Below are 18,781 nucleotides of genomic sequence, written 5' to 3'. Positions count from 1 at the left end.
CTCGGCCGAGCGCGAGCGCGACCTGGCCGAGGCCAGCCGCGACCGCTTCTCGTTCCTGGCGGAGGTAAGCCGCTGCCTGGCGGACTCGCTGGACTACGAGGCCACGCTCACCACCGTGGCCGGCATGTCGCTGCCGTACCTGGACGCGTGGTGCATCGTGGACGTGCTGGACGAGAACGGCGAGGTGCGGCGCATTGCCGTCGTCCATCCCGATGCCGACAAGCAGGACGCCGCCCGCAGCCTGCACGAGCAGTATCCGCCGCGCGCAAGCGACCTGGTGGGCGCGCCCAAGGTCATCCGCACGGGCCGGCCCGAGATGGTGTTCGACGTGCCCGACAGCGCCTTGGTGAACGCCGCGCACGACGAGCGGCACCTGGAAGTGCTCCGCCGGCTGGGCGTGCGCTCGTACGTCATCGTGCCGATGGTGGCGCGAGGCACCGTGCTGGGCGCCATGACCTTCATCACCGCCGAGCGCGACCGGCGCTTTGGCGACATCGACGTGGTGATGGCCGAGGACCTGGCCCGCCGCGCCGCCATGGCCGTGGACAACGCGCGCCTGCACCGCGACGCGCGGGACGCCCGCGACGCCGCCGAGTCTGCCCTGGCCGAGGCCGAGATGGCGCTGGAGGAGGCCGCCACGGCCGAGGAGCACCTGCGCGACGCCCGCGACGCGGCCGAGGCGGCCCTGCGCACGCGCGACGAGTTCGTCAGCACCATGACGCACGAGGTGCAGACGCCGCTGAACGCCATCATCGGCTACCTGGAGCTGCTGGAGATGGACGTGAGCGGCGGGCTGGCCGAGGCGCAGCGCGGCTACGTGCGGCGCGCGCAGGAAAGCTCGCGGCACCTGCTGCGCCTGGTGGGCGACGTGCTGGACTTCAGCAAGAGCGAGACGGCGCGGCTGGACGTGGAGCACGAGGAGGTGGACGCGGCCGAGACGGCGCGCGGCGCCCTGGCCCTGGTGCGTCCCCTGGCTTCCGGCCGGCTGCTGACGCTGGCGGACGAGACGGCGTCCGCCGCCGGGCTGCGCTACCTGGGCGACGAGTACCGCGTGCGGCAGATCCTCGTCAACCTGCTCTCCAACGCCATCAAGTTCACCCCCGCGGGCGGGCGCGTCACCCTGCGCTGCCACGCGCGCCCGGCCGGTGACGGGACGGAGAACGGGGCGGACAAGGGGGAGCTGGTCTTTGTCGTCTCCGACACGGGCGAGGGGGTGAAGCCCGAGGACGTGGAGCGCATCTTCGAGCCGTTCGTCCAGGGTGCCGCCGGGCTCACGCGGCCCCACGGCGGCACGGGGCTGGGGCTGCCCATCAGCCGGCGGCTGGCGCGGCTGATGGGCGGCGACGTCACGGTGGAGCCCCCGGCCAGCGGCGCGGGCGCCGTCTTTGTCCTGCGCCTTCCCGCCGCGCCGTCCGCCGGCCCTGTTCCGCCCGCGGAGGGGGCGCGCGGCGTGGAGCCGGCGGAGTCCCGCGGCGGCGAGTCCGCGCGCCAGGCGGCGGGCCGCGGGCTGGCCAGGGCGGGCGAGGGGCTGCTGCGGCAGGTGGCGCCCACGGTGGACGAGTTCGTCCGCCGCGCGCGGGCCGAGCCGGCGCTGCGCATCACGGACGAGATGTCGGACGTGGACGTGGCCGACCACCTGGGCACCCTGGTGATCGACGTGGCCAACTCGCTGGCCATCCTGGCCGGCGCCAGCGGCGAGCCCAGCGAGCTGCTGGCGGACGGCAGCCGCATCCAGCGGGTGATCGGCGAACTGCACGGGGCCCAGCGGCACCGGATGGGGTGGACGGAGGCGCAGCTGCTGTGCGAGACAACGCTGGTGCGCGAGGTGTGCCTGGCCACGCTGGGCCGGTCGCTGGCGGCCGACGCGCGGGCGCGCGAGGCGGCCGTGTCGGCGCTGGAGCGGCTGCTGGACGAGCGCACGCGGGCCTGCCTGAGCGGGTTTCGATCCGCCGCCGGCGCCGCCGGCTGATCCCGCCGCGCTTCACGGAAACGACGCGCCATGTTCGAGTACCATTGCTGGGCGGTGGTGGAAGGCCTGCGCGACGCGGACGCCGAGCGCGCGCTGGCCAACGCGCTGGAGGCACGGATCGCGGCGCTGGACGACGGCGCGCGCGGGTCGTTCCACGTCACCAACCTCAACACGCTGCTGGTCACCGCGTCGGGCGTGCGCAACCACGCGCAGGGCGAGGTGCTGGACGTCTTTCACTGGCTGGCGCGGCAGTGCCCCGGCTGCTACGGGCTCATGTACGTCCGCCCGGAGTTCCCCGACCCCGATGGATCGTGGCCCTTCCAGGTCCGCCAGATCCGCCGCGGCACCGTGGAGTACCTCGAGGACCGGTACGCCGTCGACCAGCCGTAGCGGACCCGCGTCGTACACCATCGTCAATCCGGCCGGTCCGGCGGATTCGCAGGCTCCCGGAACCGTCCCGGGAGCCGTTTCGTTTCGGGGGATGGGAGGAGCCTGCGCGACTACGAGCGCATCGGCTTGGTGTCGCCGGTGGGGCGCGGGCCGGGCGGGCACCGCCGCTACGGCCGCAGGACATCGCGTGGATCCGCTTTCTCAACTGCCTGCGCGCCACGGGAATGCCCATCGGCCGCATGCAGGAGTACGCGGCCCTGCTGCGCGACGGCGCGTCCACGCTGGAGCGGCGGCGCGCCCCCCTCACGGGCCACCCTGTGGGAGCTCTCCGGGCGCCTGGTTCAGAATGACAGCACGGGTGAGAAACGGCTCGAAACCCGTCCTGGATTCGCTGTCAGGATGACGCTTTCGCGGACAGGCGTTGTTGACCGGCATCCGCCGGATGACGCATCAGGACGGTTGCACCCACCCGTCCGCCGGGCACTCCTGGTGGTGGAGGGCCGATCGGACGCGTCCAGATGGCGCATCCGCGGGCGCGCTTCTCCGCCCTGCTGCGGGCGACACACACGTTTTCTAGGACGGGAATGTCCTCCGATCTATCTTGCGGATCATGGACACCGAACACGCCGGCGGCACCCCAGGCCGCCGGCGTTCATCCGCGCAGGATCCCCCCGGACCGGAGAACGCCCATGACCAGCACGCTGGCCAGCCCCGCCGAAGAAGAACGCATCGCCACCACCGGCGGCCTGCAGCTGTTCGTGCGGTCGTGGCGCCCGGCCGTGCCGGCGCGCGCCGTCGTCGCCATCGTGCACGGGGTCAAGTCGCACAGCGGGTACTACGCGTGGGCGGGGGAGCAGCTGGCGGCCGCGGGGCTGGCCGTGTACGCGCTGGACCTGCGCGGCCGCGGACGCTCCGACGGGCCGCGCCTGTACGTGGACGACATCGCCGAGTACACGGCGGACGTGGACGCCCTGCTCAAGCACGCGCGCACCCGCGAGCCGGGGCTCCCCGTCTTTCTCCTGGGGCACAGCGCCGGCGGCGTGGTCTCCAGCGTCTACACGCTGGACCACCAGGCGGAGCTGGCCGGGCTCATCTGCGAGAGCTTCGCGTTTCGCGTGTACGCGCCCAGCTTCGCGCTCACGCTGCTGGGGTGGATCAGCCGGATCGCGCCGCGGCTGCCCGTGCTGCGCCTGCCCACGGCCGGGTTCTCGCGCGACCCCTCCGTCGTGCAGGCCATGATCGACGATCCGCTGGGCGTGCACCACGAGGCGCAGCCGGCGGCCACGGTGGCGGCGCTGGTGCGCGCGGGGGAGCGGCTGGAGCGCGAGTTTCCCCGCGTCACGCTCCCCGTGCTCATCCTGCACGGCACGGCGGACCGGGTCACGCGCCCGGACGGCAGCCAGGAGTTCCACGCCCGCGCGGGATCGGCGGACAAGACGCTGAAGCTCTACGACGGCCACGTCCACGACCTGCTGAGCGACGTGGGCCGCGAGACGGTGATGGACGACATCCTCCGCTGGATCGACGCGCACCTCGCCACGGTGTAGCCCGGCGATCCCCGCCTGGCTTGGCGAACGTGAAGAACCACGCGCAGAACGGCTCCCGGAGGCGGTTTTCTCCGGGAGCCGTTCTCCGTGGGCGCCGCGCATTCCGCCCGCGTCAGGACGGCTCCTGCTTCTTGAAGATCTCCGTCCGGCAATCCGGATACACGATCAGGATGGCCACCAGGGCACCCGTGGAATCCACGATCCCGTACACACCCGACGGGATGACGCACGACTGCGGGACGGCGCGCCCGGCCGCCGAAGCAGGCGCGGCGGAGACGGCGAGAGCGAGGGTGAATCCCGCGGCGAATGGGGCGATCCTGCGTGTAAGCGAGCTCATGGAACCTCCAGCGATCGAGGAGGTGAACGGGATGACGAAGATCAGCGCCCCGCCGCTTCCCATCGAAAGCGGACGACAACCACCCGCTGGACCCCCAGCGCGTTCTCGCGGACGTACGCCGCCCGGCCGCCGGGGCTGAACGCATCGGGGAGCTCCCAGCCGGCGAGGGTGCCCAGGTAGCGCCCCCGCGGACTCACGACGTCGATCCCGGCGGGCCGGTCCGGCGTTGGGCCGGTCCGCTCGACCCACAGGTTGCCGGCCGGGTCCACCCCCATGCGCCGGATCACCGGCATCACGCCGGCGAACGCCGCGTCCTCCAGGGGCTCGGCCAGGGCCTGCCGCACGCCCATCGGCATCGACACGCCTTCCGCGCCGATCAGCCGAAGGCCCCCCGCCAGCCGCCCTTCGCGCCGGTCCCGCTCGTGCCGCCGGTCGCGCTCCGTGACGCGGCGCGGCTCGAAAGGGCGCCGCAGGACGCAGATGACGCGCCCATCCGCGTCCTGTATGCGGATGGAGTACGCGGCGTCATCGGCCACGGCCACGCTGCCCCCGGGGAGCACCGCGAAGCGGAACGTGGGCGCAAAGACGAGCGGCTCGTGCACGCGTACGCCGCCGCCGGTCGTCCGCGAGCGGGGCGTGCTCACGGTCGCGAGCCGTCGCGGAGCACCGTCGCCCGCCGGCATCCACAGCAGCAGCTCCTCCCCGAACGCGTCGGCGTCGCGCGCGAGCGGATTGCCCATCGCCACGCTCACGATCCCGCCGCGCGGATGCAGCGCGAGCGTCCGCCCGATGAGCATCGTGACGCCAGGAAACGGGACGGAGCGCGCCGTCCCTCCCCGCCCGAAGACGACGAGCGCCCGCCGGCCCGCGTCGGAAACAGTCACCTCGCCGTCGCGGGAGACGGCCATCTGCTGCGGCGCGGTGAGCTCGCCCGGCCCACCGCCGCGCCGCCCGAGGGTTCGAACAAAGCGGCCGGTTGAATCGAACACCACGACGCGCGTGTTCAGCCGGTCCAGTACGTACAGGTTCTCGGCGGCATCGAACCCCACGTCGCCGACGGCGCCGAACACGTCCCCACCCGCACCGTCCGCCGCGCCCACGGAAAAGACCTCCCGCACCTCGCGGCGTAGCGCCTGGTCGCGGACCGGCATCCGGACCACCGCCTGCGACGCGAGGGGGCCGGCGATCATCCCCCCCACGCAGGCGAGCGCAATCCATCGGCTACCCGGCACGCGCCCTCCTCCTGGGAAAGGGTGACCGTCGCGGTCGCGCGATCGACGTGCTGTCCATCATAAACTGTCCCCATACCGGCGACAAGGATCGTCCGACATCAGAAACGCAGCCGGCGCCGAGATCATCGGCGCCGGCTGCGTTCGTCTCGATCGGGCCCGGGAAGCGCGGTGTCAGCGATGGGCCAGGCGGTTGGGCTGCACGACCAGCCAGGCCGTGTACTCGCGCCGCTCGCCCGATACCTCCACGGGAATCCGCAGCCCCACGCGCTGGCCCACGGCGGCCTTGTCGCTCAGCAGCCACGCGGGGTCCCATCCGCCGAACGTGGCGGCGCGGAACCGGATGAGCGACGCGGGAATCACGCGCTCCTCCACCGTCCCGCCCGCGGGGACGACGGACGGCGACTGCGCCGCGCCCTGCTCCGCGAAGCGCGTGGACTGGCGCATCACGTGGCTGGTGGAGCCGTCCGTGTCCACGTAGGACGCATCCTCCCACAGGATGCGCGCGGGCACGTCCGTGCGGTTCACGACCACGACCGACAGGCGGTCCGCCGAGGCGGAGACGCGGAACGAGAACGCGTCGTCCGTGGCGCCTTCCTCGCGGGCGGAGGGCAGCGCGGCGGCGCTTACGTCTTCCGTGGCCGCGCGGTCCACGCCGGCGAACGCCAGCCCGTACGGTGACGCGGGGGTGATGCCCAGCGCGGCGCAGCCGTTCAGCGCGCCGGCAACCAGGAACAGGGAGGCGAGGCGGATGTGCTTCATGGAAGAGAAATCCGAAGGGTGAATCGCGGACTTCGACAGGGGGGCCTCCGCACACGATACGTCGGCCATCGTCGGCGGACAACACGTACGTGCCGGGTGGATGCGCCTCCCAGCCGATCGACATCGGCATCCACCCAGCGGATGGGGGCGGGCGGCTGTACATCATCTTGATCCGCAGGCCGCAACGAACCCCTTCCCCGCCCCGCCACGATGCCGTCGATCCGCCGCCGACTCTCGCAGATCGTCATCGCCCTGTCGCTCCTCGCGTCCGCCGGGCTCCATGCGCAGGCGCGCAGCTACGAGGCGCGGCTGCGGGTGGACGGGCGCGAGCGCACGTACCTCGTGGACCTGCCGCCGCAGTACGACGGCCGGCGCGCGCTGCCGCTCGTCCTCGTCCTTCATGGCGGGGGCGGCAACGGGGCGCAGGTGCGGCGCGCCACGGGGATGACGGAGCTGGCGCGCCGCGAGGGCTTCATCGCCGTCTACCCCAACGGCAGCGGGCGCGGGCGCATGCTGACGTGGAACAACGGCACCTGCTGCGGATGGGCCATGCGCGAGCGGATGGACGACACGCGCTTTGTCCGCGCCCTGCTGGACTCGCTGCAGGCCACGCTGCGCATCGACCCTGCGCGAGTGTACGCGGCGGGCCACTCCAACGGCGGGATGATGGCGTACCAGGCGGCGTGCGCGCTGGGCGGGCGCATCGCGGCCATCGGCGTCGTGGCGGGCGAGCTGACGACGTCGGAGTGCCGCCCGCCGCGCCCCGTCTCCGTCGTGCACGTGCACGGGACGGCGGACCGCAACCTGCCGTTCGGCGGCGGCGTGGGACCGGACGCGCGGCAGGCGCATCCGGCGCGGCCCGTCTCGTACGCCATCGACACGTGGCGGCGCATCGACGGGTGCCCCGCCACGCCCGCGGTCTCGCGCGAGGGCACGGTCACGCACACGCACTACGGCCCGTGCGCGGCCGGGACGACCGTGGAGCTGTACGCCATCGAAGGCGGCGGCCACGCCTGGCCCGGTGCGCGGGCGTCGCGTCCGGCCCGCCGCCGCGGCGATCCCCCGAGCCGGGCACTGGACGCCACGGCGGTCCTCTGGCGATTCTTCGCCGCGCACCCGGCCCGCTGAACCCCGTCCCCTCCCGCGATGAATCCGCTCCCCGACGACGTCCGCGCGCACCGCGACTGGCTGCTCTCGTCCATCGACCTGCCGCCGGGCGGAACGGCGGTGGACCTGGGCTGCGGCCGCGGCGCGGACCTGCTCGCCCTCGCCGCCCGGCACGCGGACCCCGCGGCGCGCTTCGTCGGCCTGGACGCGTCGGCGTCGTCCATCGCGGCGGCGGCGGCGGAGGCGGCGGACGACCCGCGCGTCGCGTTCCGCCAGGATCGTCTCGAGGGGCGCATCGCGCTGGCGGACAGCAGCGTGGACGCCGTGTACTCGCACAACCTGCTGGAGTGCCTGGCGGACCCGGACGGCTTCGCGCGCGAGGTGGGGCGCGTGCTGCGGCCGGGCGGCGTGGCCGTGATCGCGCACTGGGACTGGGACAGCCAGCTGTGGGACGCGGACGACCGCGCCGCCGTCCGCCGGCTGGTGCACGCGTTCGCGGACTGGCGGCAGCCGTGGATGGACCACGCGGACGGGTGGATGGGCCGGCGGCTGTGGGGCATCTTCGCGCCCACGGGCCTGTTCCACGGCGAGGTGCGCGCGCGGGTGATGACGAACATGGTGTACGCCGCGCCCGCGTACGGCCACGCGCGCGTCCAGGACCTGGGCAGCATGGCGCGCAAGGGCCTCGTCCCAGCGGGCGACTACGCCGCCTTCGTCCGCGACCTGGAGCACCGCGACCGCGAGGGCCGCTACTTCTACTCCATCACCGGCTACGCCTACGCCGGCCGCCGCCGCGCATCGTAGCCCGGTCGATGAACGCGCCTGTATGCGAAGTACCCGGCTCCGCGCGGAACCGGGGTACTCTGTGTCCTCTGCGGCTCTGCGTGAAAAACGCAGTTCGCCGTTCCACGTCGCCTGCCAGGCGGGGATGGGAATCCGGTGGCCGCCGGTCCCTCTACAGGAGATGACCGGGTGTTCACCCTCCCCTCCCCCATCCAGGAGACGCACGATGAGCTTTGCCTGCCCCGCCTGCCACTCGCAGGACATCCGCCGCCTGCAGATCATCTACCGCGAGGGATCGTCCACCATGCAGGCCACCACCAGCGCGGGGGCCGCTCGCGCGTACACGTCGGGCACCCAGCAGACGCTGCTTTCCCGGGGCGCCGCGCCGCCGGAAAAGAAGAAGGTGGGCGGACTGGTGGTCGGCGTGGTCCTCGGCGCGCTGTTCCTGCTGGGCGGGATGAGCAGCCCCGGCGCGGGACTGCTGTTCGGCCTGGCGCTGGCGGGGATCTGCGGCTGGCTGCTCAAGCAGGCGCTGGACTACAACGGCCAGGAGTTCCCGCGGCTGTTCAAGCGGTGGGAGAACACGTTCATGTGCAACCGCTGCGGCGAGCACTTCATCCCCGCGACGCTCACGGCCCCCGCGATCGCCGGCGCGTGACGTCTGGCGCCCGCCCTCCGCGCGGACCGGGGGACTCTGCTGCCTCGATCCCTTCTGCGTGAGAGAGCAGTTCGCAGCCGGGTTGCGGGGCACGCACCGCCTCAGCACGGACCGCCTTCTACCGATCGCGATCAGGTGGATGATGTGCACCGGCCTCCCTCCGCGCCCGGTGCCGTCATCCTGCCTCCCCCAAAAAACGCGGATCCCGTCCCCTCGCCGAAAGCAGCCCCTCTACCAAGGGACGCCGTCCTCCTGCTGATTCCTCCGGTCCGCGACCGGCCGTCGCGTGGCAGAAACCAAGCGCTTCCGACCTCCCAAAGCGCTTCGCCGATGCGAGCCTGGGGCTGGCGTCAGGACCCCGCGCGCGCAAGCTTGTGGGCGTGGGACGGCTCCGCTCCACGATCCGCGTCCCGCGATCCGCATCCCATCCCCACGCCCCTGCCCCACCCGGATGATCGACCTCTTCGAAATCGACGGCTTCCTGGACGAAGACACACGCGCCCGCCTCGTGGCGGAGCTGGACGCGGCCGGCGGCGCGCCGGCCACCGTGCTCAGCGGCGACGTGCACACCATGTCGCGCAAGACCACGCGGGTGGCTGTCTCGCCCGAGACCCGCGCGCTCGTCCGCCAGCGGCTGATGGAGCGCAAGGCGGAGCTGGAGGCGCACTTCGGCATCGCCGTCACGGAGTGCGAGGAGCCGCAGTTCCTGCGCTACGAGACGGGCGACTACTTCGTCCCGCACCAGGACGGCAACACGCCCATGGTGTGGGACGACTCGCGCTTTCGCCGCATCTCCGCCGTCATCTTCCTCAGCCACAAGGCCGAGGAGCCGATGCCGGACACGTACGGCGGCGGATCGCTCGTCTTTCACGGGCCCTGGAACGGGCCGCAGGAGCGCGTGGCCGCCACCGCCACGCCCGGCAGCCTGGTCACCTTCCGCGCGGAGACCACGCACGAGGTCACGCCCGTGACCCACGGCGTGCGCTACACCATCGCCACCTGGTTCCGCTGATCCACGCCCGCTGATCTCCGTCGCGGCGCCTCCATCCGCGCCTGGTGACGGATCCGAACTACGTTCTCACACGGCACTTCGTGAACGGGGTCAACGGTTTCCTGGAAGGTGCGCATCGGCCCGGCTCTCCGTCATGGACGAGCCGGGCCGACGCGTTTGCCGGGTCCGCCACGCCCCACGCATGTTCCCCGCGCGTCCCACTCCTCACGCTCCGCTCCGGCGCGGAATGAGCGCCGGATTCCCGTAACCCGCTGTCAGCAATGCAGATGAGGTCCGATCCGACGACGACACGTTGCTCGGCGTGGGGCGTGCGTGGCGCGCCGCCGGCCGGCACCCCGCCGGCATTCATCCGTGGAATCTCATCGATAGCGGGAGCGCATCATGATCTGGTGGCGTGGCAAGGGAATCTGGGTCCTGTTCATCGTGGTGGGCGTGGTGGTGGCGACGATCATGGCGATGGGGGCAGTGCTGCCGTACGCGGCCATCAACGCCGGCGGCGCGCCGGTGGGCGTGGGGCTGATGCTGGCCGGGCTGGCGTGCTACCCGTTCGGCGAATACACCCGCAAGCGGCAGGGTGCGGTGCTGGACGGCGAGCTGGCGCTGGACGCGGGGCATCACTCGCTGTTCTTCATCCCCGTCCATTTCTGGCCGTGGCTGCTGGGCGCGGGCGGGCTGGTGGTGTGCGTGCGGGCCATGATGATGGCGTAGCGCCGAATCTTCCCGTGCGTGCCGCCCGTATGCACGGCGGGCGCGCATCCCGGCGCGCATGGCACCGGCCCGACGTGGAAGAGAGAACGAGACGATGGAAGGCATCCTGGCCCTGATGATCCCCGTGCTGGCCATGGCCACCGGCCTGGTGGCCGCGATCCGAATGCCGCGGGACCAGCTGGCCAATCGGCGCCGCTGGGGCCGCCGCTGGCACAACGAGCCCCTGGCGCCCGCCGCCGATCCCGCGCTGGCCACCGAGGTGGCGCTGCTGCGCGAGGAGCTGGCACAGGTGCGGGAGCGGCTGGACTTCACGGAGCGCCTGCTGATGGATGCCGCGCCCGTTCAGCGCATCGCCACGCCCGCCGTGTCCGTGCCGGCCGCCGCGCCGTCCCCGCTCTCCGTGCCGCTTGCGCGCTGACGCCGTCCCGTCCCCGTGTGGAACGGAGATTGAGAAAGGTCCGGCTAAAACGCAGGACCTCACCCCCGGACCGGACGGCGGACGATGGAACCGCAGGACAACAAGAAGATCGCGCTGGGCAAGGCCGTGAACGCGCACGAGCTGGCCGAGGCCGCGCTGAACGACCTGATGAAGGACGGCACGGATCCGCGCTACGCGGCGATGGTGGAGCGCATCCGCCGGAACATCGACGAGCTGCGCGTGGAATCCGCCACGAGCGACCCCGCCGAGCGCGTGTAGAAAGACCAACTGAATTTCTCACGCAGAGGGAGCAGAGGCAGCAGAGTACCCCGGTTCCGCGCGGACTGAAGTACTCTGCTGCCCCTGCTCCCTCTGCGTGAGAATTCTTTTTTCCCGCCCCCTGCACAATGCCGGGGCTGGCGCGACGATGCCCATCGCATGACTTTTCATCCGCACGCCTGACGTCCCCGCCGCGCTTTCCGAGGTTCGCTTGCCCCGCGCGCTCTCCCGACTTCGCCGACGCATGTGGAACGTGGTGCTCGTCCTCGCGGGCGTTCTGCTCCTGGGCTACGTGGCGCTGCGGCTCACCACGCGGCCCACGAACGACCGCGCCTGGCGCCCCGAGCAGGCCCGCCTGCCGCACGTGACCTTCGACAGCAGCCGCGTGCACGTGCGCGACGTGCGCGACTTTACCTTTCGCTCCGCCACCGACTTTACCCCCGCGTACCGCGACCGCACGTACGACCTGGACAAGCTGCAGCGCGTGTGGTTCGTGCTGTCGCCGTTCAGCCGCGAGTGGCGGGGGCCGGCGCACACCTTTCTCACGTTCGGTTTCAGCGACGGGCAGTACGTGAGCATCTCCGTGGAGGCGCGGCGCGAGGCGAGCGAGACGTACTCCATCTGGAAGGGCGCCCTGCGGCAGTACGAGCTGATGTACGTCATCGGCGAGGAGCGCGACGTCATCGGGGTGCGCGCCGTCACGCAGGACGACCCCGTTTACCTGTATCCCGCCCGCGCCACGCCCGGGCAGGCGCGGGCCCTGTTCGTGGCCATGCTGCAACGGGCGCAGGAGATCGAGCGCGCGCCCGTCTTCTACAACACGCTCACGAACAACTGCACGACGAACATCCTGCGCCCCGTCAACGCATTGCTGGACAACGACATCCCCATCGGCCTGGGGATCGTGCTGCCCGGCTACTCCGACAAGCTGGCGCTGGAGCGCGGCCTCATCGACACGGACCTGCCGCTGGAGCAGGCCCGCGCCGCGTTCCAGGCCAACGATCGCGCGCGGGCCGCCATCCACAGCCCCGACTTCAGCGCGCGCATCCGCTCGTAGGTCCTTTCCCGAACCCAGGTGGATTCCATGCAGTCCGCGGACGTGGTGGTGATCGGCGGTGGCGTGATCGGAGCGAGCGTGGCCTATCACCTGGCGCGCGGCGGATGCACGGACGTCGTCGTCCTCGATACCGCGCCGGGCCCCGGCCAGGGAAGCACGGGCCGCGCGACGGGCGGATTTCGCGCGCAGTTCGGCTCCGCGCCCAACATCCGCCTCTCGCTCCTGGCGCGCGACGCCCTGCGCCGGTTCGCGGACGAGACGGGCGTGGACCCCGGCTATCACCCGGTGGGCTACCTCTTTCTCGCGGCGACGCCATCGGAGCTGCAAATCCTGCTCGACGCGCAGGCGCTGCAGCACGCGGAGGGCCTGCACGAGGCGCGGGCGGTGGACGCGGACGAGGCGCGCGCCCTCAATCCCGCCATCCACGGCGAGATCGCGGGCGGCACCTTTTGCCCCACGGACGGCTACATCCGCCCGCTGGAGATCCTGCGGGGATACCGCGAGGCGGCGGAGCAGATGGGCGTCCGCTTCGCCTGGGACGCGCCCGTGACGGGGCTGCGGATGGAGGGCGATGCCGTGCGCGCCGTGCAGACGCCCGCGGGCGAGATCGCGGCGGGCGCCGTGGTGAACGCGGCGGGTGCGTGGGCGGCGCGCGTGGCGCGGATGGCGGGAATCGGCCTGCCCGTGCGGCCGCTGCGCCGGCAGGTGGCGCTGACGGACCCGTGCGCCCTGCTGCCGGCCGACATGCCCATGACCATCTTTTGCGACGACGGCTTTCACCTGCGCGTGCGCGACGGCCGCGTCCTGCTGCTGCAGCCGGACGAGCCGGCGGGGGACGATCCGTATCACGCGGAGGTGGAGGACGATTGGGTGGGCGCCGTCACGCGCCGCGCGTGCGAGCGCATCCCGTGCCTGCGCGACGCGTCCATCGACCGGGCGGGGTGCTGGGCGGGGCTGTACGAGATGTCGCCGGACCACCACGTGCTGCTGGGCCCCGCGCGCGAGGTGCCGAACTTCTACCTGACCAACGGCTCGTCCGGCCACGGCGTGATGCATTCGCCCGCCATCGGCCTGCTGCTGGCGGAGATGATGCTGCACGGCGAGGCGCGGTCGATGGATGCGCACGCGCTGCGGCCGGGCCGTTTCGCGGAGGGCGAGCCCGTGGTGGGAAGCGCGCTCCTGTAGCGGACGGCGAAACGACGACAGGCACGCCTCACTGCCCAATCGGCACGAGTGTCATCCTGAGGAGCCGCCGCGTGATCCCGAACGCTCCACGGGCCATGGCGGCGACGAAGGATCTTGCCCGCAAAGCGACAAGCCGGCTTCGATGCACGAGACCAGCCTCACGATTCGCAGAGAAGATCCTTCGGTCGCGCCATAGTCCTGCGTGGGTTCACGTCATGCGTGGCGCTCCCTCAGGATGACGCGCGTGGGGTTCATCGAAAGGGGGATTGGGTAATTCCCTTTCAGGTGCGTCGTAGGAGCGGGACCCGGCAGTTTCGTCGGCAGACCAATCGACATCGAGACAGGAAACACGCGATGCTGAAGTACGAGCAGGTGGTACCGGAGGAGGCGCGGGACGGAGCGCCGCTCGTGGTGCTGCTGCACGGGCGGGGGACGGACCGGTTCGACCTGCTGGGGCTGGCGCCGCACGTCGCGCCGGACGCCGTCGTCGTCACGGCCGAGGCGCCGCATCCCGGCGCGCCGTGGGGGTACGGGCCCGGCTGGGCGTGGTACCGCTTCGTCGGCACCGACGCGCCCGAGCCCGAGAGCTTCGAAGCCTCGCAGCAGGCGCTCGCCGCGTTCCTGGCGGAGCTGCCGGCACGCCTGCCCGTCCGCACGGGGCCGCTGGTGCTGGGCGGATTCTCGCAGGGCGGCACCATGTCGCTGGGCTACGCGCTCCGGAACCCCGGCGCCGTGCCGCTCGTCCTCTGCCTGAGCGGCTTTCTGCCGCGCCATCCCACAGTCCGCGCCGCGGCCGAAACGGTGCGCGGCACGCGCTTCTTCTGGGGCCACGGGACAATGGATCCCGCCATCCCCTTCGCGCTGGGCCAGGAGGGCCGCGCCGCCCTCCGCGCGGCGGGCGCGGACCTGGAGACGCGCGACTACCCCATGGGCCACGGCATCGACGGTGACGAAGCCGCGGACGTGCGCGACTGGATCGCGCGGTCGCTCCCGGCGGAGGGTGCCGCGTGATCTGGGACACGCACGCCCTCGGCGGCCGCGAGCGCTACCAGCTGCTCACCTCGCTCGTCGTCCCCCGCCCCATCGCGTGGGTCAGCACCCGCTCGGCGGACGGACAGCGCAACCTGGCCCCGTTCAGCTACTTCGCGGCCGTGTCGGCCACGCCGTTCCTGGTCTCCGTCTCCATCGGCAGCCGCCGGGGCGAGGACAAGGACTCGCTGCGCAACATCCGCGACACGGGCGCGTTCTGCGTCAACCTCGCCACGGAGGCGCAGCTGGCGCAGGTGAACGAGACGTCCGGCGAGTGGGGGCCGGAGGTGGACGAGTTCGTGATGGCGGGACTGGAATCTGCCCAGGCGGACTCGGTGGATGCGCCGTACGTCGCCGGCTGCCCGGCCGTGCTGGAGTGCCGCGTGCAGCAGATCGTGGCGCTGGAGGGCTCGCCCAACACCCTGGTGATCGGCGAGGTGCTGCGCGTGCGCGTGGCCGACGAGATCCCCATGATCCCCGGCACGCACTTCGTCGACACGGCGGCCCTGCGCCCCGTCGCGCGGCTGTGGGGCGACCTCTACACCACCCTTGGCGACCTTCCCGCCCTCGAGCGGCCCGCCGTGTAACACGGCGGCTCCGGCCGCGCCGCGCTCCGATCACCGATCCACTCAGGCCGTTGCATTTCCACAAACGGCGTGTTATGTATGTGGCGCTCCCGTCGAACGCCCCATCACGCCCTCACGCTGGAGATGCTCGCATGCGCAAGCTACGCCTGCGGTTGGACCATCTGTCCGTAGAGTCGTTCGAGACCGATCGTGCACCCGGCTTCGCGGGTACAGTGCAGGGCCGGCAGGAAGAGGACGCGTTTCCCGCCGCAAGCGCGCCCAATCCGTGCCTGCCGGAGACGTACCTCACGTGCCCCCGCCGCCGCACCGAATACGCCAGCTGCGTTGCGAACTGCGAATGCACCAACGGACTGCGCGCGTGCCTCGCGGGTCCGGACACTCTCTGATCCGCAAGGAGGACGTACCATGCGCAAGATCCAGCTGAACCTCGACACGCTCGCCGTGGAGTCGTTCGAAACCAACGCCGTGCCCGCCGCGCGCGGTACCGTGGAGGGCAGGCAGGACGAGGCGGTCGTGTTCGCCATCACCGACCTGTGCCAGACGCTGCGCTGCCCCACGCAGTACTACAGCTGCGCCGTCCAGCAGTCCGCGCCCGCCAGCTGCCAGTACGGCTGCGACTGCACGGTCAAGGGCAGCCCCTGCTGATCCGCGGATCCCATCCACCACGCAGACGGAGGACGTACCATGCGCAAGATCCAGCTGAAGCTCGAGTCGCTCGCCGCGGAGTCGTTCCAGACCGACGCCGTTCCCGCCACCCGTGGCACCGTGGAGGGCAGGCAGGATGACGCGGCCCTGCTGGCCGTCTCGCGAGTAAACCCGTTGTGCCAGACGTACAAGTGTGTCTACACGGAGTGGTACAGCTGCGCGGTGGAGAACACCCTGCCCGCGAGCTGCCAGTACGGATGCGACTGCACGCAGGCCGGCAGCCCCTGCTGATCCGCCGATCCTGATCCGCCCCGAAAGGCGCGGATCGGCCGATGCGACAAAACGGGACGGGCGCCCCCTCGTGGAGCGCCCGTCCCGTTTCTTCATCCTGGCGGGCCGCCTGAAGACGGTTGCGCGGCGGGCGGACAGGCTGTCTTCTTCATCGATCCGCCTGTTCGACTTGCCGAAAGGGGAACGATGCGCATCCGCACCGCGTGGCTGGTCCTCGCCCTACCACTGGCGTCCTGCGGAACAGCCGCGCCCGCCGCCGACACCGCCCGCGTGCCGGGCGCGGCGCAATCGGCGCGCTACGATCCCGCGCGCGACTTGGGGCCGCTGTTCCACGACGTGCAGGTGGCCAGCATCTTTCCCGATTCCAAGACCTTCGTCGACGCCGTCCCGCGCCGCCCGCCGGCACAGATCGCCGCGCTGTACGCCACCGCGCGCGCATCCGCCGGGTTCGACCTCGCGGCGTTCGTGCGCACGCACTTCGAGGTGCCGGGCGCGCCGGCGACGGGCGCATCCGGCGCCGCGCCGGGGGAGATGGAGGCGCACATCCGCGCGCTGTGGCCGCTCCTCACGCGCCAGCCGGACGACGCCGCGTCCACGTCGTCGCTCATCCCCCTGCCCAACGCGTACGTGGTGCCCGGTGGCCGCTTCCGGGAGGTGTACTACTGGGACTCGTACTTCACCATGCTGGGCCTGGTGGAAAGCGGGCGCACGGACCTCGTCCGCAGCATGCTGGACAACTTCGCGCACCTGGTGCGGACGATCGGCCACGTGCCCAATGGCAACCGCACGTACTACCTGGGCCGCAGCCAGCCGCCGTACTTCGCCGCGATGGTGGGACTGTACGCGCGAGCGGCGGATACCACGCAGGCGCTGCGCTGGCTGGACGCGCTGGAGGCGGAGCACGCGTTCTGGATGGACGGTGCGGCGTCGTTGGCGCCCGGCACGGCGCACCGGCGCGTGGTGCGCCTGCCGGACGGCTCGCTCCTGAACCGCTACTGGGACGACCGGCCGGAGCCGCGCCCGGAGTCGTACCGCGAGGACTGGACGCTCGCGCAGACGCTGCCGGAGAACCGCCGCGAGGCTTTCTACCGCAACGTCCGCGCGGCGGCGGAAAGCGGATGGGACTTCAGCAGCCGGTGGATGCGCGACCCGTCGGACCTACGCACGCTGGAGACGACGGAGCTCGCGCCGGTGGACCTCAACAGCCTGCTCTACCACGCGGAGCAGACCATCGCCGCCCTGCGCGGCTTTCGCGGCGGTCCGGGCGACGCGGAGGCCGCGGCGCGCTTCCGCGCCTTGGCCGACGCGCGGCGGCGGGCGCTGCTGGGGGCCGCGTACGACGTGGCGTCCGGCTTTTTCTACGACGTCCGCTGGCGCACGGGCGCGCGGGTGGAGAACCGGCCCACGCTGGCGGCCGCCGTGCCGCTGTACTTTGGTCTGGCGACGCCGGAGCAGGGGCGCGCCGTGGCGGCGCGGCTGGAGCGCGACTTCCTTCGCCGCGGCGGATTCGTGACGACGCTGGTAACGTCCGGCCAGCAGTGGGACGCGCCCAACGGCTGGCCGCCGCTGCAGTGGCTGGCCATGGAGGGCGTGCGCCGCTACGGCCGCGCGGACCTGGCGGATGATGCCCGCGCGCGCTGGCTGGCGCTCAACCGGCGCGTCTACGCGGCGACGGGCAAGATGACGGAAAAGTACGACGTGGTCGATCCCGCGCGTCCCGCCGGCGGCGGCGAGTATCCCACGCAGGACGGCTTCGGCTGGACCAACGGCGTGGCGCTGGCGCTCAGCGCCCAGGAGCGTGCGCCGCGCGCCGCCGCTCCCAATCGGCCAGCGCCACCCGCCGCGGCCCGGCGCTGATCATCCTCCCCTCATCCGCCACCGCGCGACCCGCCATGGCCACGCATCCGCCCCTGCGTTCCCCGCTGGATCCCGTCTTCGAGGGCCACACGGACGTCCCGTTCGCGTTCGCCGAGCAGTTCTTTCATCGCGCGGACCTGCCGTACGGCATGCGGCTGGAGGGCGTGATGCACCGCGTCTGGCATCGCCCCCGGTGGCTGGCGCCGCTGTTCCGCTGGCTGGGCGGCCTGCGCATCCTCGTTCCCCGCGGCGGCACGGAGGTGCCCACGACACTCACCGTCCGGCCGGGATGGAGCGCGCTGGACGGCGTGTACCACGTGTGGGACCGCACGTTCGCGTTCGATTCGCCCGTGCGTTTTCCGACGTCCATCATCTACGACGCGAAGATCGACCAGGTGGTGGACCTGGTGGGGCCGCGCGACGTGCTCTACATGGTGTGGAAGGCGCGGTACCATCCGCCGGACCGTTTTACGCTGGACACGCACTCCATCGCCCTGCGCGTCCGCGGGCGCAGGCTGTGGCTGCCGAAGTGGTTGTGGAAGCTGATGTTCGGCACGGTCACCTTCTGGCAAAAGGCGGACAGCAAGGAAGGCGACACCGTGCGCGTGAACCTGCTGATCATCCACCCGGTCTTCGGACGGATCTTTGGATACGAGGGAACCTTCCGCACCGTGCGCGTGCTGAAGGACGCGGCTGCGGCGGATGCACGGGACAGTGTAAAGAAAACAGCGACAACGTGATCCATCCCCTGCTGTCATTCTGAAGGAGGCGCCGTCGCGATCCACCCCGTGCACGATGGCGCCGACGGAAGAATCTGGTCGCGCCGCGCACGGACCTCGCCCGTGCACGAACCCCTCGCGCGAGAACTCAGCGCACGGGCGGGATCACGCACTCCGGCAACCAGATTCTTCGGCCGCCGGCGCCCCATCCA

At 71.9% G+C, this 18,781-nt stretch carries 21 protein-coding genes; 18 read left to right on the top strand and 3 right to left on the bottom strand.

Translation table 11 applies throughout. The features are described 5' to 3' along the window. From VFZ20_RS18930 to VFZ20_RS18920, 3 genes are all read left to right on the top strand, one after another. Nucleotides 1-1,969: GAF domain-containing sensor histidine kinase (locus VFZ20_RS18930; protein WP_329685493.1), on the top strand; the 1,969-nt coding region annotated here is incomplete at its 5' end. 30 nt (nt 1,970-1,999) lie between these two features. Then, nucleotides 2,000-2,359: an Imm7 family immunity protein gene (locus VFZ20_RS18925; RefSeq protein ID WP_329685492.1), complete on the top strand. Its 360-nt coding sequence runs from the start codon at nt 2,000-2,002 to the stop codon at nt 2,357-2,359. Nucleotides 2,360-3,048: 689 nt separating this feature from the next. Beyond that, nucleotides 3,049-3,906: a lysophospholipase gene (locus tag VFZ20_RS18920; RefSeq protein WP_329685491.1), complete on the top strand. Its 858-nt coding sequence runs from the start codon at nt 3,049-3,051 to the stop codon at nt 3,904-3,906. Nucleotides 3,907-4,018: 112 nt separating this feature from the next. Here the strand turns inward: VFZ20_RS18920 and VFZ20_RS18915 are convergent, their stop codons facing one another. The 3 genes from VFZ20_RS18915 to VFZ20_RS18905 all read right to left on the bottom strand — a co-directional run bounded on the left by VFZ20_RS18915 (nt 4,019) and on the right by VFZ20_RS18905 (nt 6,234). Beyond that, entirely contained in the window at nt 4,019-4,243 is a 225-nt protein-coding gene (locus VFZ20_RS18915) for a hypothetical protein (protein WP_329685490.1), read from the bottom strand. A gap of 41 nt (nt 4,244-4,284) precedes the next feature. Then, nucleotides 4,285-5,475 (bottom strand): 6-bladed beta-propeller, encoded by a 1,191-nt coding sequence (locus tag VFZ20_RS18910; protein WP_329685489.1) that lies wholly within the window; start codon nt 5,473-5,475, stop codon nt 4,285-4,287. 171 nt (nt 5,476-5,646) lie between these two features. Continuing rightward, nucleotides 5,647-6,234: a hypothetical protein gene (locus VFZ20_RS18905; protein WP_329685488.1), complete on the bottom strand. Its 588-nt coding sequence runs from the start codon at nt 6,232-6,234 to the stop codon at nt 5,647-5,649. Between the two features lie 210 nt (nt 6,235-6,444). Here VFZ20_RS18905 and VFZ20_RS18900 point away from each other — a divergent pair, with 210 nt between their 5' ends. From VFZ20_RS18900 to VFZ20_RS18830, 15 genes are all read left to right on the top strand, one after another. Next, nucleotides 6,445-7,362 (top strand): alpha/beta hydrolase family esterase, encoded by a 918-nt coding sequence (locus tag VFZ20_RS18900; protein ID WP_329685487.1) that lies wholly within the window; start codon nt 6,445-6,447, stop codon nt 7,360-7,362. Nucleotides 7,363-7,380: 18 nt separating this feature from the next. Then, on the top strand, nt 7,381-8,145 hold the full coding sequence (locus VFZ20_RS18895; protein WP_329685486.1) for a methyltransferase domain-containing protein: 765 nt from the start codon (nt 7,381-7,383) through the stop codon (nt 8,143-8,145). Nucleotides 8,146-8,350: 205 nt separating this feature from the next. Then, nucleotides 8,351-8,782, top strand: a complete 432-nt coding sequence (locus VFZ20_RS18890; protein ID WP_329685485.1) for a hypothetical protein — start codon at nt 8,351-8,353, stop codon at nt 8,780-8,782. Nucleotides 8,783-9,233: 451 nt separating this feature from the next. Beyond that, nucleotides 9,234-9,794: a 2OG-Fe(II) oxygenase gene (locus tag VFZ20_RS18885; RefSeq protein WP_329685484.1), complete on the top strand. Its 561-nt coding sequence runs from the start codon at nt 9,234-9,236 to the stop codon at nt 9,792-9,794. A 381-nt stretch (nt 9,795-10,175) separates the two neighbouring features. After that, the gene (locus VFZ20_RS18880) at nt 10,176-10,502 is read left to right on the top strand and encodes a hypothetical protein (RefSeq protein WP_329685483.1); all 327 of its coding nucleotides are present in this window, start codon (nt 10,176-10,178) and stop codon (nt 10,500-10,502) included. 94 nt (nt 10,503-10,596) lie between these two features. Further along, nucleotides 10,597-10,920: a hypothetical protein gene (locus VFZ20_RS18875; protein ID WP_329685482.1), complete on the top strand. Its 324-nt coding sequence runs from the start codon at nt 10,597-10,599 to the stop codon at nt 10,918-10,920. An 84-nt stretch (nt 10,921-11,004) separates the two neighbouring features. Beyond that, nucleotides 11,005-11,199 carry a hypothetical protein gene (locus tag VFZ20_RS18870; protein WP_329685481.1) on the top strand — a complete coding sequence of 65 codons (195 nt, stop codon included), beginning with the start codon at nt 11,005-11,007 and terminating at the stop codon, nt 11,197-11,199. A 244-nt stretch (nt 11,200-11,443) separates the two neighbouring features. Next, on the top strand, nt 11,444-12,256 hold the full coding sequence (locus VFZ20_RS18865; RefSeq protein WP_329685480.1) for a DUF4105 domain-containing protein: 813 nt from the start codon (nt 11,444-11,446) through the stop codon (nt 12,254-12,256). A 27-nt stretch (nt 12,257-12,283) separates the two neighbouring features. After that, on the top strand, nt 12,284-13,441 hold the full coding sequence (locus tag VFZ20_RS18860; protein ID WP_329685479.1) for an FAD-binding oxidoreductase: 1,158 nt from the start codon (nt 12,284-12,286) through the stop codon (nt 13,439-13,441). Between the two features lie 354 nt (nt 13,442-13,795). Continuing rightward, nucleotides 13,796-14,452: an alpha/beta hydrolase gene (locus VFZ20_RS18855; protein ID WP_329685478.1), complete on the top strand. Its 657-nt coding sequence runs from the start codon at nt 13,796-13,798 to the stop codon at nt 14,450-14,452. After that, entirely contained in the window at nt 14,449-15,057 is a 609-nt protein-coding gene (locus tag VFZ20_RS18850) for a flavin reductase family protein (RefSeq protein WP_329685477.1), read from the top strand. Before VFZ20_RS18855 ends, VFZ20_RS18850 begins: the two co-directional genes overlap by 4 nt. A 405-nt stretch (nt 15,058-15,462) precedes the next feature. Next, nucleotides 15,463-15,702, top strand: coding sequence for a pinensin family lanthipeptide (locus VFZ20_RS18845; protein WP_329685476.1), 240 nt, complete (start codon nt 15,463-15,465; stop codon nt 15,700-15,702). A 39-nt stretch (nt 15,703-15,741) separates the two neighbouring features. After that, a complete protein-coding gene (locus VFZ20_RS18840; protein WP_329685475.1) occupies nt 15,742-15,993 on the top strand; it encodes a hypothetical protein in 252 nt (83 codons plus the stop codon). A 186-nt stretch (nt 15,994-16,179) separates the two neighbouring features. Then, nucleotides 16,180-17,850, top strand: coding sequence for an alpha,alpha-trehalase TreF (gene treF, locus VFZ20_RS18835; RefSeq protein WP_329685474.1), 1,671 nt, complete (start codon nt 16,180-16,182; stop codon nt 17,848-17,850). Nucleotides 17,851-17,885: 35 nt separating this feature from the next. Next, on the top strand, nt 17,886-18,590 hold the full coding sequence (locus VFZ20_RS18830) for a DUF4166 domain-containing protein (protein ID WP_329685473.1): 705 nt from the start codon (nt 17,886-17,888) through the stop codon (nt 18,588-18,590). Nucleotides 18,591-18,781 lie beyond the last annotated feature (191 nt).

The sequence above is a fragment of the Longimicrobium sp. genome, from assembly GCF_036280135.1.
In the GTDB taxonomy this organism is placed as follows: Bacteria; Gemmatimonadota; Gemmatimonadetes; order Longimicrobiales; family Longimicrobiaceae; genus Longimicrobium.
Note: the sequence above shows the minus strand (reverse complement) of the source record. Positions and strands in the feature narration are given on the sequence as shown.